The 15,678-nt window shown below is 33.6% G+C and carries 9 protein-coding genes; 4 read left to right on the plus strand and 5 right to left on the minus strand.

The window, feature by feature from the left end:
- Window positions 1–29: 29 nt before the first annotated feature.
- The 5 genes from DG508_RS12580 to DG508_RS12600 form a co-directional block, all read right to left on the minus strand.
- Complete coding sequence (locus tag DG508_RS12580; RefSeq protein ID WP_108868477.1) at window positions 30–2,234, minus strand: peptidase domain-containing ABC transporter; 2,205 nt, start codon at window positions 2,232–2,234, stop codon at window positions 30–32.
- A 204-nt stretch (window positions 2,235–2,438) separates the two neighbouring features.
- Window positions 2,439–3,887: an alpha-amylase gene (locus DG508_RS12585; RefSeq protein WP_108868478.1), complete on the minus strand. Its 1,449-nt coding sequence runs from the start codon at window positions 3,885–3,887 to the stop codon at window positions 2,439–2,441.
- 24 nt (window positions 3,888–3,911) lie between these two features.
- Window positions 3,912–5,105 (minus strand): SusE domain-containing protein, encoded by a 1,194-nt coding sequence (locus DG508_RS12590; protein WP_108868479.1) that lies wholly within the window; start codon window positions 5,103–5,105, stop codon window positions 3,912–3,914.
- A gap of 31 nt (window positions 5,106–5,136) precedes the next feature.
- Window positions 5,137–6,807 carry a RagB/SusD family nutrient uptake outer membrane protein gene (locus DG508_RS12595; protein ID WP_108868480.1) on the minus strand — a complete coding sequence of 557 codons (1,671 nt, stop codon included), beginning with the start codon at window positions 6,805–6,807 and terminating at the stop codon, window positions 5,137–5,139.
- An 11-nt stretch (window positions 6,808–6,818) separates the two neighbouring features.
- On the minus strand, window positions 6,819–9,746 hold the full coding sequence (locus DG508_RS12600; protein WP_108868481.1) for a SusC/RagA family TonB-linked outer membrane protein: 2,928 nt from the start codon (window positions 9,744–9,746) through the stop codon (window positions 6,819–6,821).
- Between the two features lie 308 nt (window positions 9,747–10,054).
- Between DG508_RS12600 and DG508_RS12605 the strand changes: the two genes are divergently transcribed.
- The 4 genes from DG508_RS12605 to DG508_RS12620 all read left to right on the plus strand — a co-directional run bounded on the left by DG508_RS12605 (window position 10,055) and on the right by DG508_RS12620 (window position 15,651).
- Window positions 10,055–11,077 carry a LacI family DNA-binding transcriptional regulator gene (locus DG508_RS12605; protein WP_108868482.1) on the plus strand — a complete coding sequence of 341 codons (1,023 nt, stop codon included), beginning with the start codon at window positions 10,055–10,057 and terminating at the stop codon, window positions 11,075–11,077.
- 130 nt (window positions 11,078–11,207) lie between these two features.
- Complete coding sequence (locus DG508_RS12610) at window positions 11,208–12,584, plus strand: MFS transporter (RefSeq protein ID WP_108868483.1); 1,377 nt, start codon at window positions 11,208–11,210, stop codon at window positions 12,582–12,584.
- A 1-nt stretch (window position 12,585) separates the two neighbouring features.
- The gene (gene pgmB / locus DG508_RS12615; protein ID WP_108868484.1) at window positions 12,586–13,245 is read left to right on the plus strand and encodes a beta-phosphoglucomutase; all 660 of its coding nucleotides are present in this window, start codon (window positions 12,586–12,588) and stop codon (window positions 13,243–13,245) included.
- A gap of 99 nt (window positions 13,246–13,344) precedes the next feature.
- Window positions 13,345–15,651, plus strand: a complete 2,307-nt coding sequence (locus tag DG508_RS12620) for a glycoside hydrolase family 65 protein (protein ID WP_108868485.1) — start codon at window positions 13,345–13,347, stop codon at window positions 15,649–15,651.
- Window positions 15,652–15,678 lie beyond the last annotated feature (27 nt).

Consider the following 15,678-nt stretch of genomic DNA (forward strand, 5'->3'; position numbering starts at 1 on the left):
ATTATATATATTCTTTTTGTTCTCAATTTTTATTTTCCTAATTCCAATTGATTTTTCACTAGGTTGTAATAATTACCTCTCTTTTTTATTAATGATTCATGATTTCCTACCTCTGCAATTTTTCCTTTATCTAGGACAACTATTTGGTGTGCATTTTTTACAGTACTCAGTCGGTGTGCAATTACCATTACAGTTTTATTTTTGAAAAAGGTATCTAGTTTTTCCATAATTACCTTTTCATTATTGGCATCTAATGCAGAAGTTGCTTCATCAAAAAATAAGTATTTAGGGTTTTTATATACAGATCTAGCAATAAACAGTCGTTGTTTTTGTCCTGTACTAAGACCTATACCTTCCATTCCTATTTTGGTATTATAAGAAAGGGGGAGAGATTCTATAAACTCTTTGATATTTGCAACATCTACTGCATGTGCTAGTTTTTTCTTATCTACATAATCTTCTCCTACCGCAATATTATTTGCAATAGTATCATTGAAGATATATCCTTCTTGCATAACAACCCCAAAGTGATCTCTCCATGATTTTTGTGAAACATTACGAAGGTCATGTGAGCCTATAAAAATTTGACCATCTTCTGGATCATAAAATTTAAGAAGTAGTTTCATCAACGTAGTTTTTCCACTTCCACTTACTCCTACAATGGCGGTAATTTTCTTTTCAGGAATAGAAAGATTTAAATCTTCTAATACAGGTTTATCAGTTCCTACATATCTAAAACTAAGATTTTTGATTTCAAAACCTGAGTCATCAGGGATTACCTTAATTTTTTCATCTCCAATTTGTTCTTCGTCTTCTTTGTTGTGTATTTCCCCTAATCGTTCTAATGAGATTTGTGCATCTTGTAACTCTCTTAAAAAGTTTATCAATTGAGAAATAGGAGCATTTAATTGTCCAACGATGGCTGTAATAGCCAGCATCATACCTAATGTAATTTCACCATCTATAACCAGTTTTGCAGAAAAAACGGTAATCAAAATATTTTTTAATTCATTGATAAAAGATGATCCTACATTTTGATATTGTTCTAATGCCAGATTTTCTATAGATATTCTGAATAATTTAGCTTGTACAAATTCCCAATTCCAACGTTTTCTTTTTTCGGCATTGTGTAGTTTTATCTCTTGCATTCCATTAACCAACTCAATTACTTTACTTTGCTCTTCACTTATTTGTGAAAAGCGTTTGTAATCTAGCTTTTTTCGTTTTTTGAAGAAAATGAGTATCCAGGTAAAGTAAAAAAAACTTCCTATTGCAAAGATTCCAAAAATAGTAAGGCTATAATAAATTAATACAATACTGAATATAATAAGGTTAACCATCGAAAATAAAACGTTGAGTGAAGACATGGTTAGTATTTGCTCTATACGCTTATGATCATTAATTCTTTGTAAAAGGTCTCCTGTCATTTTTACATCAAAGTAGGAGATAGGCAAGTTCATTAATTTTATAAAAAAATCAGATATCAATGAAATATTGATACGAGTACTGAGATGAAGAAGAATCCAACTACGTAATACATCAATAAGTGTTCGTCCTATAAAAAGAGATAACATGGCAATCAAAACAAGATATACAAAATTGAGGTCTTGGTTTTTGATACCAACATCAACGATACTTTGAGTTAAAAAAGGAGTGATAAGCTGTAATAAACTTCCTGCACAAAGGCCTAATATCAATTGAAAAATAAAAGCTTTGTATTTGAATACATATTTAGAGATAAATTTGAAGCCAAATTTTTCATCCTCATCATCTAGATTGTCATTATAAAATTTTGGAGTAGGTTCTAACAACAATGCTACGCCTTCTTCTGTATTTTCATCAGCATTATTACCTATCCAAGCTTTTATAAATTCCTCTTTGGTATATGTAATCAATCCATGAGCAGGATCAGAAACATATAAAGTCATTGTACCTTTGCGGGTAACTTTAATTTTATACAAAACAATATAGTGTACTTTGTTCCAATGTATAATACAGGGGAGAGGGACTTCGTCTAATTTTGATAAAGAAAGTTTCACTCCAAGAGATCTAAAACCTATTTGTTCTACGGCATCACTCAAACCCAAAAGCGAACTTCCTTCTCTTGTGGTTTCACTTAATGCTCTAAGTTTTTGAGTATTGAGGACTTTTCCATAATGTTTAGCAATAATTTTAATACAAGTAGGTCCACAATCTTTGGATTCTGCTTGTTTGTAAAATGGAAATTTTGGCATTCAACTTTTTTAAATTAGACTGATTGTGTGTGATACTATCTTCTTACAAAGTAAAGTAATTCTTTTTTATAATACTAAAGATAGGTATTTGTTTAAAATAATAATTAGTACTGTTTCTACAAGTTTAAATCACTTCTATAAAAAAAGAGTGCCAACTGGCACTCTTTGATAATAAAATTAGGGGTACTTTCGGGACAAAATCAGTTATTCTTTGGCGATAGACCAGATAGAGTAACTCCCAGCGGGAGCTTGTATACTAGTGTTACCTTCTGCATCTGTAGAAGGAGTTGCTCTAGAATTATCGGTATAATCTACCAAAGTCTTGTTTTTCCAGTTTGTTTTGACAGTACGTTGCTTGGTTTGTTTACTTATGTTCATATAGAGAATTAGTCCAGGGTTATCACCTTTTCCATTTCTTTTCATGATATATTCATCTTTATTGGCCTCAATAATTTCTAGATCGCCAATGGCTAGTGTATTATAAATTTCGATAAGTGTTTTGAGCTGTTTTTTGAAAGCTTCATAATCAAGATAAAAAATAGTAGGGTATCCATCATGAGTTAAAATATAAGAATATGCAAGTAGCTTATTTCCATAACTGATCCTATTATCAGGATTTTCATCTTTTTCAGTATCATGATTAGCCGTAAAAGTAACAGCCATTTTTGGGGCTATTTTACGTAACATATTATCGGCTTCACCAAGAGCGGTAAGATCTTTTGCCCTGTCAAGAGTTTCATCTAACCTGTAAAAACAGGCAAAATCAAATGCAGGAGAACCTGATGCATCTACCCAATCTTTTAAAACCTGAGTATTACCATCAAAGTTTTCTCCAACAGAAAACCCTCCAATTTTATCATTCCAGGCTTTAACCCATTTTGGAGCAAAGCTTTTAACATAATCAAAACGCCAACCATCAAATCCCAATTCATTTTTGTAAAATGCAGCTACAGAGTAATCTTTTTCCCACAACCAATCTTGGACATATTGTTTATGGTGGGATAGATCCGTTTCTGGATAAAATAGGTTGTCTTCATCAAATTCTAGAATGTCATTAGGATGAAAATGTTCATAAGAGCGATTAAATTTTCCTGAAGCATTACCATTTTGTTCATCAAATAAGGTGTATACTTCGGTACCACCTCGGTAAGGGTTCTCTTGCAATCCTCCTCCAGAATTATGGCCCATTACAATATCAGCAATAACCTCGATATCATTAGCATGTGCTTTTTGGATCAAGTTTTCTAATTCTTCTCTTGACCCAAAACGAGTCTCTACAGTACCATGTTGATCAAACTCACCAACATCAAAATAATCAGAAGGATCATACCCCATAGAATAGCCTCCTGATGCTCCTTTGCCAGGAGCAGGCAACCATATTCTATTAATTCCTGACGCTTTATAGTCTTCTATTCTGGTACTTATTTCATCATACCAGCCTCCTTTTGGTTCAACATCCCAATAGAATGCTTGCATAAATACACCAGCATCTTCTCTTTTATATTGAGTTAGATCCATTTTTAATGATCGACTTGTCACAATAGCTTCACTATTGTTTGCATTGTTATCATCCTCAGAACACCCTGTGAATCCAAGAACCATTCCTCCTAGAAGGAGGGTGGTTTTGGATATTCTATTAATTGTTTTTTTCATTTTGACCTTTTTTGATGTAATAAGTTATTCTACAGGAACTAGTAAATAGCGCCCGTCTAAATCATTAAACCAAATGTCATATGTGCCTTGAGTAACTGGTATACCAGGAGGGTCACCATCAGTTATACCAATACCAGTAAACTCGGTAGTACCACCCCAGTTACCTGGCCAGTCATTACTATGCCTGAATTTTAATACTCCATCAAATAATGATTGTCCTTCTATGTACCATATATGAGGGTTGAAAGGAGATTGTATCATATCGGTATCATCACCGCCCCATCCATCGTCATTTCCAGTTCTTGAAGAGCCAATGTATCCTATTGTTGTATATTCTGTAGCCCCTGTAATATCAATAGGAGTTAGAGAGAAACTCATATCATCTAGGTTCATAATAAAGTCATAATAACCAGCAGCTGTAGTTGTAAATGGTGAAGGGTCGCTTGTATCACCAGGGTTTACGGATAAAGTGACTCCATCATTCGTTCCCCATTGTGGTTGCCAAGCTCCTTGTTGCTCTAATACTTTAAATTCATTGAGTGCAGCGTCTGATCCTGCAGCAGGCGTAAATCCAAAAAATCCTTTAAAATGGAATATATTTTCATTATCAGGATCTCTAAAAAGATACGTGTTTTTTGCAGACATAGCTTCACCATTATTCCAGTCATCATTGTTCGCCACACCATCTTTATTTGTATCAACAGTATTACCTACAAAAAATAGATTTTTTACAGCAAGAATTGAGGCGTATGGTGTAACAGTTAAAGCGGTTACATTATTAGAAAGTATAGCTTGACCCCCATTGGAGCCAATAGATGAAATTATACGTAGTTCAATAGCTCCTTCTTTTTCAGGTTCTATCCCTAATCCTATAGCAAGATTATTAAGCTCTTTTATAGTCCATTTATAAAAACGATCGGTAGTGGTTGCAATTACAGGTTTTTCTAATGTAGTTTCAAAATTTGTGCCCCCCAGACCTGCTTCAATAGTATAGGTAATAGGTGTATTGATATTATATGTTGCATCTTCCCAAACTAATGTAAAAACTTGTTCATCCTCCAATTCTTTGATAAGATTAACAGTTGAGTTGGCGGTAACAATCAATGGACCTTCGGTTTGATTTTCTTGAATAACAAATGCAGGGTCTTCATCTTCTATACATGCATTAAAGCATAGTATAGTAGCAAACACAAACATTAGGATTGATATTTTTTTCATGACTGTATAAATTAGATTTGTAATAGTGTTTTTAGAATCCAGTATTTTGTCCTAGATTAGGGTTGGCAGCTCTGCTAGATGCTGGAATTGGAAATAGTTTAAAATGATCAGGAATAGCAGAACCATTTGGAGCACCACCTTTGTACCTCCAGTTGTAGTTTCCTCCAGTATATTTATCATACCTAATTAAATCTTGTCTTCTATGAGCCTCCCAGTATAGTTCTCTAGCTCTTTCATCAAGTATAAAATCTAATGTAAGTTCTGATTCTAGTATATCTCCAGAGTTATCTCCAAATGCTCTTCCTCTAAGGATATTGATATATTCTAAAGCTGTTGCAGGATTACCGCCGCCACCTCTAAGGTGTGCTTCTGCATACATTAAGTATACATCGGCTAGTCTGAATAAAGGAAAATCAGTATCAACAAAACTTACACTTTGACCAGGCTGGCCACCTGATGTTATATTTGAATATTTGTTTACGAGATATCCTTTAGAAAAATCTGTAAAATCGCTACCTATTTCAATAGGCCTGTCTACTGGTGCATCTGTATTGGTAGGATCAGAGCTTATATCCTGAGTTACCAAAGTGTTTCTTTTGTCATTCTGAAAAATAGGGTCAGTAACAAATAGCTCAGAGAATTGTTTTCTTGCTCGAAATAAGGTGGTATACCCTTCAACACCTAAAGAAGCAGGAGTAGGTTTGAATCCATCTGCGTTTTGTTGCCCTTGAATGATAATAGAAGCTCCCCCAAAATTCCTTACGTTTGCACCATCACTTACAATGGGGAAAATGATTTCGGTTTGCGCACCATTGCTATCGTTGTCTGCAATAAAGTTGTATAGATAATTAGAGGTTAATGAATATCCACTATTAATAATCTCTTGGCATGCTTGTAAACAATCTGCATAACGACCTTTACCTTTACCCAGATACACTTCGGCATTCAGGTATATTTTTGCTAGAATCATCTTGGCAACACCTTTATTTGCTCGGGCATAGTTTTGACCTGGGTTTACATCCAGAAGATCAGAATCAACAGCAAGAAGTTCTTTTTCTATATAATCAAATAATTGTTGTCCTTTGATTTCCTGAACTCTTATAAACCCTACAGCATCATTTTCTGTAGCAAAAGGAGCCCTACCATATAAATCCAAGAGGTGATAATATGCCAATGCTCTAAGTACTCTAGCTTCTGCTCTAAAGGTTTTGATTTCATTTCTGAGATCACTAGAAACACCCCTTTCATCTAGCTTAGCACTTGTAGTTTGGCGTAAAAATTCATTTGCTAATGAGATTTCAAAAGTTGCTCTAGCCCAAAAACCAAGTACAATTACATTATTTGCATCCCATGAATTTCTTTGAATTTCGCGAATACCAGGATCATTTTCATAACTCCAAATTACTTCATCCGTAGAAACATCTTGCATATTAAATAAACCTCGTATGTATTGACTTGTACCAGGGTCTATACCTTTTAAGTTAGATTGATCTGGGCTTCCACTGGAATTTGCATCAAGACCAACTAGAGATAAATTGGCATATACACCACCCAAAGCTTTTAAGTAATCTTCTCTGGTGTTAAATACATCACTAGCCAGTAAATCATCGTCATCCTCTAGTTTTATATCTAAATCCCCTTCACAAGAACTAAAGATACTCAAGGATAGAAATGTGTATAAAAAAATCTTATATAGTTTCATTTCTTAATTTTTTAGTATTTATAATTTAACCCAAATAAAAGTGTTCGTCCTCTGGGAAAGATTGTCTTATCAACTCCATTATTTTGAATCTCTGGGTCTAATCCAGAGTAATCTGTGATAATAAATGCATTTTGTACGCCAGTCCATAGACGAAGACTAGATACACCTTTCATAATATTATGAAGTGTATATCCTAGTGTGATATTATCCATTCTGAGAAAAGACGCATCTTCTATATAGTAATCAGATAGGATTACATCAGGAGTATTTTGAAAATTAGTATCTACAATAGAAGAAGGAGTATTACTAAATACAGTTCTAAAAGCATTACCTAATTGCGCATTTTTTGAATTGACGTTGTTATATATTTCTCCGCCTATATTTGACCTCATGCTAAAACTAAAATCGAAATTTTTATAGTTTAAATTAGATTGTAGTCCCATAATAAGATCAGGGGTACCTTTACCAGAGATATACCTATCATTGTTGTTAATGATGCCATCATTATTAAGATCGGCATAGGCTCCTTCTATAGGGTTTCCTTGATCATCATAGATTTGTGCATAAGTAAAAAAGGAATAAGGAGCTTCTCCTTGTCTTTGTATCTGTATAGTATTTCCTGTACCTCCATCAATATCAGTAGTTAATATATCTTGATTGAATGCCAAGTTTCCTATTTCACGATCTATATAAGTGGCATTATAACTTACATTCCAGTTAAAATCACTTTTTTGAATAATATTAGCATTAATAGTGAATTCAATACCTTGTGTAGTGAATTTACCAATATTTTGGAATCCTTGATTAGAAAAGTTTGCTGCATCAGGAATAGGAGCTTCAGAAAGTAAATCGTCTGATTCTTTTCTAAATACATCAATAGCACCACTAATTCTGTTTTTAAAGAAACCATAATCTAAACCGATATTGTATTCTGTTATTTTTTCCCACTCTATATTTTCATTCCTAAACTGAGGTTGTACAATGTTTATGACGTTGCCATCAAGAATATATTGAGTAAGAGGGCTACTTCTTCTGTATCTTTCTAGGTATGCATACGCTTGACTAATATCTTGTTGACCTGTTATACCATATCCTAATCGTAATTTTAGGTTGCTTAGTACAGTAGAATTTTTCAAGAAATTCTCTTCACTTATTTGCCACCCAAAAGATGCTGAAGGAAAATATCCCCATCTATTGTTTTCACCAAATCTAGACGTTCCATCTCTACGTATAGATGCAGATAAAAAGTACTTATCATTGTATTTTAAGTTTGTTCTTGCAAAGTAGGCCAGAAGAACCTGATCAGGGTCAATAGTTCTTTCTGAGGCAGACCCTGGATCACGTTGATTACCAGTTTCAAATCTATCAAAATCAAATTTTTGATAAGAGTATCCACCAGTGGCTTCGATGTCTAACCTATTAAGAGTTTTGGTATAGGTAAGATAAGCATCCAGAAGACGGTTTTTGATTAATAAATCAGTATCTGTCTTAGATCCCAAAAACTCCCCTTGAGTTGCATTGAAACCAAGTGCACTTTGTGTAGAAACTTCTTTGAAGCGGTCAGTTTCACTGTCATCCAATCCCAAATTTACAATAGCTCTCAAATCAGGGAAAAAGTGCAGTTGATAATCGAGTTTTATATTCCCAAAATATCTTCTTACGTTGGCAATTTCTCTAGTTTGTAATAATTCTGCCAATGGGTTTCTTTGTACATTACCAGAAGCAAATCCAGTAGTTGCATCTCTATATTCAAAAAAACCATCATACGGAGAATTTGCATCAAATACTGGTTGTGTAGGGTCAAATGTAATAGCCGCTCCTTCTACTCCTGGGGCAAAACGATTTTTTTCAAAATTCAGATTAGCATTAACATCGATTTTAAGATGATTGTCAAATAACTTTGGGTTTAGAGAAAGAGAAGTAGTTGTTCTTTCAAATTTAGAAGTTTTTCTAAGCCCTTCTTGATCAGCTCTTCCTATAGATATTCTTGTGGGTAATGCATCCATAAGAGAACCGCTTACAGATAGATTGTGATCTGTAGAAAAAGCAGTTCTGTATATTTCATCTTGCCAATCTGTACTGGCAGTACCTAGCTCAGCGACTCTTGCAGGTAAATTTTGGGCTATAAATGCTCTGTACTCATCAGCAGAAAATACATCTACAGTTTCGTTAGCGCGAGTTATACTAGTTTTAGAATTTAAGCTAATTTGTAATTTCTTTTTTCCTTTTTTGGTAGTAATTATAATAACACCATTGGCACCACGATTACCATATATAGCTGCAGCAGATGCATCTTTTAGTATAGAAAAAGATTCGATATCATTTGGGTTGATTGCAGAGAGAATAGATCTAGAACCATTGGCCAAATCTCCTGAGTCATTTAGAGGAAGCCCATCTATAACGATCAAAGGGTCATTTGAAGCATTCAGAGAGGCTCCTCCTCTAATTCTTATTTCAGAATTGGCGGCAGGGCCTCCATTGGTATTGATAGATACTCCTGCAATTTTACCATTGAATAGATTTTCTGCGGTAACATTGTTACCTGTATTAAAATCTTTTGTAGTAATAAGAGCTACAGACCCTGTTAGGTCTTTTTTTCTGGTAGAACCATAACCAACGACTACTACTTGTTCTAGTTCTGCAGCATCTTCTTCTAGAGCAATATCAAGAGAGGTTTGACCATCATAGGGTATTTCTTGAGCTACAAATCCAACATAAGAAAACACAATAATATCTCCAGTATTGATATTGGGTAATGAATAGGCTCCATCAAAATCAGAACTTGTTCCATTGGTAGATTCCTTAACAATGATATTTACACCAGGAATGGGTTGACCATTTCCTGCATCAGTAATTGTTCCCTCAACAACTGACTGTGCAAAAAAGCTCATTGGTAAGAACCAGAATAAAAACAATGCGCTTTTGGTAAATGTTTTCATATAAATTAAATTAGTTTTTGATTGTTTTACGTCTTATATTCTCGCTTTCTGCAACCAAAGTATGTAAATTTTGAGTTAAATTTTTATCAATTTGTAATCAGAATCTTACGCAAACGTTTGCGTGTGGAAAACTTTTGAAATTCTATTAAAATTTTAAGCATTATTCTGGGCATATAGCATATTTTGATGCTTAAATTTGGTTTTTGATAAATAGAAAATACTTGACACGTATGTTGTAATGATCTAAAAAATGCTGTTTTTTTAGTTTATTTCATAAAAAGGAATAAAAACCAGGTAAGGAAAAATAAATGAAACAAAAAGTAACATTAAAACAAATAGCAAAGGAATTGGATGTTTCTATTTCTACTGTATCAAAAGCATTAAAAGATAGTGCAGAAATCAGTTTAGATACCCGACAAAAGGTAAAAGCTTTTGCTAAATTATATAATTACAAACCTAATAATATAGCGTTAAGCCTTAAGAATAGAAAAACAAAGACAATTGGTGTGATTATACCAGAGATAGTACATCATTTTTTTACAACTGTAATCGGAGGAGTAGAGAAGGTTGCTAATGCGAAAGGATATAATGTCATTATTTGCTCCTCTAATAATTCTTTTGATAAAGAGGTGATTAATATGGAAATGTTGGCAAGTGGTAGTGCTGATGGGTTTATTTTATCTGTAGCAAAAGAAACACAACTCAAAAAGGATTATCATCATATTCAGGAAACTATGAGTCAAGGCATGCCTGTTGTTCTTTTTGATAGGATTATTGATGAGATAGTCTGTGATAAAGTAATTATTGATGATGCAAAAGGGGCCCAAATGGCAACAAATCACCTACTATCTATAGGTTGTAGAAATATTGCGATCATTACTACAGTAGATTATATAAGTGTAGGAAAATTAAGGACAAATGGATACTTACGAGCACTTAGGGGGTATGATATACCAGAAAAAGAAGAGTTTATTCTTAAAATAGAAGATGTAGGTAATTGTGAAGCAGAGATTTCTGAATTTTTATTAAATAAAGATATTGATGCAGTTTTTGCGGTAAACGAACTTTTTGCGGTTACGGCTACCAAAGTTCTGAACGAACAAGGGAAAACAGTACCCAATGATGTTGCAATTATTGGTTTTACAGATGGAATTTTATCTAAACATTTTATTCCTAGTTTAACTACTATTAGTCAGCATGGAGAAGATATGGGAATACGAGCCGCCAAGCTTTTGATTGATAAATTAGAATGCGATGATACTGAGGCAGAAGAGTATAGGACTGTTATTATTGATACAAGTTTGGTAGAAAGAAAATCTACAAAAAAATAATCTCAAATCTTTTTAATTAAAAAATTATAATATCTTTGACCCCGATCAAAACTTATATTCTCACTTTCTACATAAAATAAGTTTTGATAAGTCATGCGCTTATCAGTGTAATTATTAAACATTCACTATAATGAACAAGCGTACATTAGGATTCTGGGAAATCTGGAACATGAGTTTCGGTTTTTTAGGAATTCAATTCGGTTTTGCTTTGCAAGGCGGATTTATGTCTCGAATATTCCAAACATTAGGAGCAGAAAAAGATGCGATACCTTTATTGTGGATTGCAGCGCCATTAACAGGACTTTTAGTGCAACCTATAATCGGATATCTAAGTGATCGTACTTGGAGTGCCAAATGGGGGCGTCGTAGACCTTACTTTTTGATAGGTGCTATATTGAGCTCTTTGGCTTTGTTTATAGTACCACATTCTCCCTTTTTATGGGTTGCGGCTGGACTTTTATGGATTTTAGATGCCTCTATTAATATTTCTATGGAACCTTTTAGGGCTTTGGTAGCAGATAAATTACCAGAATCTCAACGCTCATATGGTTTTGTAACTCAGACATTGATAATTGGTATTGGTACCTGGGTAGCTAGTAATTTACCTTGGGTGATTTCACAAATGGGAGTAAGCGATGCTGCTCCTACTGGAGTTATTCCTATGTCTGTAAAAATAGCTTTTGCTATTGGTGCTTTTATTTTTCTGGTAAGTATCTTATATACTGTATTTACTACTTCTGAATATCCTCCAGAAGATATGGAGGAGTTTGAAAAAGAGAAAAAAAGAAAAAATCAATTCATTCCTGATATATTGAATAATATTGGCAGTATGCCAGTTACAATGAAAAAATTAGGATTGGTTCAGTTTTTTAGCTGGTTTGCCTTTTTTACTATGTGGAGTTTGGCAAACCCTGCATTGACAGAGCATGTGTTTAAGACACCAGCTCCCATAGAATCAGCATATAATATGACTGCGAATGAATCTGCTTTGGCATTTGAAAAAGCGAATACAGCATTTCAAAAATCATCTAATGAGGTAGGCAGATATATGGGAACCTATGGGTTGTCATCTATGGCATTCGCATTGTTACTTACTTTTTATACTTCGAGAAAGAGAATCAATAGAAAATGGATTCATTTATGCGCTCTCATCTTGGGAGGAGTAGGATTTATTTCTATGTATTTTATCCCTTCACCAGAATGGTTGCTTCTTTCTTTTACATTAATAGGTTTTGCTTGGGGGAGTATTTTGTCTATGCCTTATGCTATGCTTTCTAGTTCTGTTGATCCCAAAAAAATGGGAGTCATCATGGGGATATTCAATATGTTTATTGTATTGCCGCAAATTATAGCTGCGTTAGGAGGAGTTAATATAGCATATAAAATTATTGGAGAAGAAACAATTAATGCAATGTTGATAGCTGGAATAAGTCTAATCATTGCAGGTCTTTGCAATCTGCTTATAACCAATAAAAACGCAATAACATATAACCCTAAAGAAGCATAACATAATGAGAAAAGCATTTATATTCGATCTTGACGGTGTTATTGTAGATACCGCAAAATATCATTTTTTAGCATGGAAAAACCTAGCAAATAGTTTAGGTATTCATTTTACTGCAGAACAGAATGAGCAGTTAAAAGGAGTAAGTAGGATACAGTCTTTGAAAAAAATTCTAGAATGGGGTGATAAAACCATATCAGAAAAAGAGTTTACGCAATTAATGGCTGTTAAAAACGAAGAGTATCTAGCATATATATCAAAGATGGGAACCAATGAGATTTTACAAGATGTTCCTAGAGTATTGGATTATTTAATATCAAAAAAGCAAGCAGTAGGTTTAGGTTCAGCTAGTAAAAACGCAAGGATTATACTAAAAAGGGTATCACTTTATGATAGGTTTGATACAATTGTAGACGGAACAAATGTTTCTAAGGCAAAACCTGATCCCGAAGTATTTTTATTGGCAGCAAAAGACTTAGGAGTTTCTGCCAAGAATAGTATTGTGTTTGAAGATTCTGTAGCAGGAATCGAGGCCGCAAATACTGCAGGGATGATTAGTATTGGTATTGGTGACAAAAAGATCTTACATAAAGCAGATTACATTTTTACAGATTTTACAGAAATAAAAGAAGAATTTATAAATCAGTTGATCAAAAACAACTGAGATTTAAGGCACTATATAAAGAGATTGTTTAGAGAAAACTTTGATAAAAAGTAGAAAAACAATCGTATAGAGTGGCTTAGTATGAATAAAAAATAACAGATGAATCAGGATTATATAAAGCCAGATAACTGGTCAATTATTGAAGAAGGATTTGATGCAGAGAAAGTTAAATCTTCTGAAAGCCTTTTTAGTTTAGGAAATGGAGCAATGGGACAACGCGCTAATTTTGAAGAAGCGTATTCAGGAGATACTTTTCAAGGAAGTTATATTGCAGGGGTGTATTATCCCGATAAGACCAGAGTAGGGTGGTGGAAAAATGGGTATCCAGAGTATTTTGCCAAGGTGCTTAATGCACCAAATTGGATTGGTATTAATGTAATGGTAAATGGTGAAAACCTAGATTTACATAGATGTACATCGATTACTAATTTTAGGAGAGAATTAAATATGAAAGAAGGCTGGTATCAACGTTCTTTTAATGCGGTTTTATCTAATTCTATAGAAGTATCAGTAAAATCTACTCGTTTTTTATCTCTGGAGATGGATGAGGTAGGGGCTATTCGATACGAGGTAACCCCAATAAATAAAGATGCTGTTATAGAATTCACCCCCTATCTTGATTCAGGAATAACAAATGAGGATACTAATTGGGATGATAAATTCTGGGATACTTATGACCTTGCCCACAATAAGAATTCTGGATATATTCTTTCTAAAACGATGAAAACCGATTTTCATGTATGTACAGCAATGTTGAATCATATTTTTGTTGATGGAAAGCAGCAAGAAATCCATCCTAAAACAGAAATCAATGGTACGTATGTAAATCTAAAATATGCTTTGCAATCTTCTAAAGGGACAACGGTAAGTATTGTAAAATACGGAGGATATACAGTATCTTCTAATCATAGAGAAAGTGATTTAGAATATATAAGTTCTGCAATACTTCAAAAAGCTTCAAAATTAGGGTTTGATGCTCTATTAGAGAAACAGAAAAAAGCTTGGGAAACAATATGGGATATGTCTGATATTGTCATCAAAGGAGATGTAAAGGCACAGCAAGGGATACGATTTAATATTTTTCAATTAAATCAGACATATCTGGGCAAGGATGCCAGATTAAATATAGGCCCTAAAGGATTTACTGGTGAAAAGTATGGAGGAAGTACTTACTGGGATACAGAAGCATATTGTATTCCGTTTTATATGGCTACCAAAAATCAAGAAGTCGCTAGAAATTTGTTGACATATCGTTATCATCACTTGGATAAAGCTATTGAGAATGCTAAAAAACTAGGATTCATTAATGGAGCAGCACTATATCCAATGGTGACCATGAATGGCGAAGAATGTCATAATGAATGGGAAATCACTTTTGAAGAAATTCATCGTAACGGTGCAATGGTTTTTGCGATCTATAATTATGTTAGATATACAGGAGATTATAGGTATATACCAGAGAAAGGGCTAGAAGTAATGATAGCAATTGCTCGTTTTTGGCATCAGAGAGCAACATTCTCTACTGATAAAAATAAATATGTAATTCTGGGAGTTACAGGACCCAATGAATACGAAAATAACATTAATAATAATTGGTATACAAATTACTTGGCAAAATGGTGTATCGAATATTGTGTTAAAAATATAGATACCGTAAAAGAAACATACAAAGAAGACTATGATAGAATTATAAGAAAAACAAATATAAGTCAGACAGAAATTCAAGCGATGTTAGAGGTCGCTAAGAAGATGTATTTTCCGTATTCAGAAAAATATCAGGTATACTTGCAACAAGATGGATTTCTTGATAAAGAATTGATTACTGTTAAAGATCTAGATACATCACAACGACCAATTAATCAAAAATGGAGTTGGGATCGTATATTACGTTCTCCTTATATAAAACAAGCAGATATACTTCAAGGGTTTTATATGTTTGAAGATAAATTTACCAAAGAAGAGTTAAAGCTTCATTTTGATTTCTATGAGCCATTTACGGTACATGAATCTTCACTTTCTCCATGTGTACATAGCATTCTGGCTGCTACATTAGATAGAATGGATCAAGCATATGCATTTTACCTTAGAACATCAAGGCTTGATCTTGATGATTATAATAAAGAGGTTGAAGAGGGGCTGCATATTACCAGTATGGCTGGAACATGGATGAGTATTGTAGAAGGGTTTGGAGGACTTAGAATGAAAGATAATAAACTCTCTTTTGCTCCAAAAATACCTAAAGAGTGGAGCGGATATGTTTTTAATGTAAACTATAGAAATCAAATTCTTAGAGTCGATGTTTCTCAAGAAGGTACTTCTTTTAGTCTAGAAGGAGATCAGGAATTACTAATTTACGTAAATGGTAAAGAGCTTACTATTACTCCTGATACTCTTGTTACTGTCTAATAGAAACTAATAATTAATGTAACCATA

The organism is Aquimarina aquimarini, assembly GCF_900299535.1.
GTDB classification, from domain to species: Bacteria; Bacteroidota; Bacteroidia; order Flavobacteriales; family Flavobacteriaceae; genus Aquimarina; species Aquimarina aquimarini.